Annotated in this window: 2 protein-coding genes; both read right to left on the reverse strand. The window is 30.3% G+C overall.

Translation table 11 applies throughout. From position 1 onward, the window contains the following. Window positions 1-80: 80 nt before the first annotated feature. Window positions 81-470: a cell wall-binding repeat-containing protein gene (locus J5G60_RS18180; protein ID WP_326839075.1), complete on the reverse strand. Its 390-nt coding sequence runs from the start codon at window positions 468-470 to the stop codon at window positions 81-83. Between the two features lie 391 nt (window positions 471-861). Beyond that, window positions 862-1,509 carry a hypothetical protein gene (locus tag J5G60_RS18185; RefSeq protein WP_150358432.1) on the reverse strand — a complete coding sequence of 216 codons (648 nt, stop codon included), beginning with the start codon at window positions 1,507-1,509 and terminating at the stop codon, window positions 862-864. Window positions 1,510-1,734 lie beyond the last annotated feature (225 nt).

Consider the following 1,734-nt stretch of genomic DNA (forward strand, 5'->3'; position numbering starts at 1 on the left):
TTAAGGGCTATTTGAAAATTAAAATATATTCAGTTCAAAAATTCAAAAAATGTGTCTACTTTATTGACATAGATCCATAATTATTTGTATCCAGGATTGTAGTCAAAGCCGCTGGCACTGACGTCAAGCTGGTAACTTCTGGTGGTAAACTGCAATTTCGTGTACTGTGACTTACTCAATAAGCTAACCGCACTGTCAGGTATAACTCCTGCTCCGCCATAAACCAATTCTTTAGTATATTTACTGGAGTCGGTATACTCTTTCTGTTTTGCCACGTCTACATTGTTTACCAGTATCAGGGGTGCATTTTTCTGTGCTGACAGTGCATAATCAGAAAGAGCATCCGCAAAACCACTGCCACTTGCAAAAGTCACCGTATCAGAATCCATGCCGAACTGTTTTGCTATATTTAGGGAAGTTTCATAATGATCCCATAATAATCCATGCTCTGATGAAATAGAAGCGTTAATTTATCAGAGCAGATGGTAAATTGAATAGGTAAAATATGTTTGCTGAAATTAAACAATATAAGTCCATAAGATTAAATAAGCTGCGGATTCAGGAAATATTAAACATAAACTATAAGACAATAAAAAGTATTGGGAGATGTAATCGGAGCAATATGTATGGTTAGCTGAGGTATCGTGAAGAATATTTAAATCAGTCGGTGCTTTGTGTACATATTTCAAGTCTTTCATAAATTCTTTTTTATCCTTGGAAGCCATATATTTAATTGAATTCTTTAATTTATTTAAGAATATTGTCCCAAATCTAACATTTTGTTATACAAAAATAATGAGTATAGATTTGGTTTTACACAAATCCATACTCATTCCCGAATCCTTTTATGATATATTGGTATTAGATTATATAGTTCTTTATATGTTTTTTTACATAGTCATTTGGTATAATACTATTTAACAAATTGCCTGTAAAATATTGGTTAAATACTTTCCTTATATCATTATCTTCTTGTAAAGATTGAGGATCAAATTCAACTGTTCCTATATATTTTTTAATTGAATTCCATTCCTCTAAGCTTAAAGTATTTCCATAAAAGTTTACAACATAATCTAAAAACAGATCATAATATTTTCGCGATGTACAGTTCCTTAATCCAGCTTTAGTTTGCACATTCTCTACACCAAAGTGTTCACACCTGCACCAATAAAATCCGTCTTTAGAATCATTAATTTGCATTTTTTTACGCATTGATGATTCCAAATTTATAATCTCTTTATTCCTTGGACGATATAGATATTTATATTGGAATTTATGATCTCCACCTTTATCCAGTCTTTTTAACACAAATGTTGTGTTAACCTTTTGGACACCAAAATCCCCATAAATTCCATAAGCTAAAAATTGTGAACTGATCTTTGTCGCATTTGCACCAACTGATGCATCCTCCATAGCTGCCATTACATCAAAACCTTTTATTGGACTGAAATATAAGTGGTTCTTTTTAAACTTATCCTCGATAGCATCTACAATTTGAGAACTTCCCACAAATTATCTCCCCTTAATTGACATAAATTTAAATTAACTTTAGTTATATTACCTACTTGAAAAATACTTAATTCCTCCATTTTGTAAAATATTTGTAATACATATTTCTTGGAAAGTACATTATTAATAATACCATAGCTTAGTTTATAAGTCAATATAAATTTATAAACTTATTTAGATTTAGATATTTGATTTAATTTTACATCTAAAAACCCAATTAACATC

The sequence above is a fragment of the Clostridium sp. HV4-5-A1G genome, assembly GCF_900184915.1.
Lineage (GTDB): Bacteria > Bacillota > Clostridia > Clostridiales > Clostridiaceae > Clostridium_B > Clostridium_B aromativorans.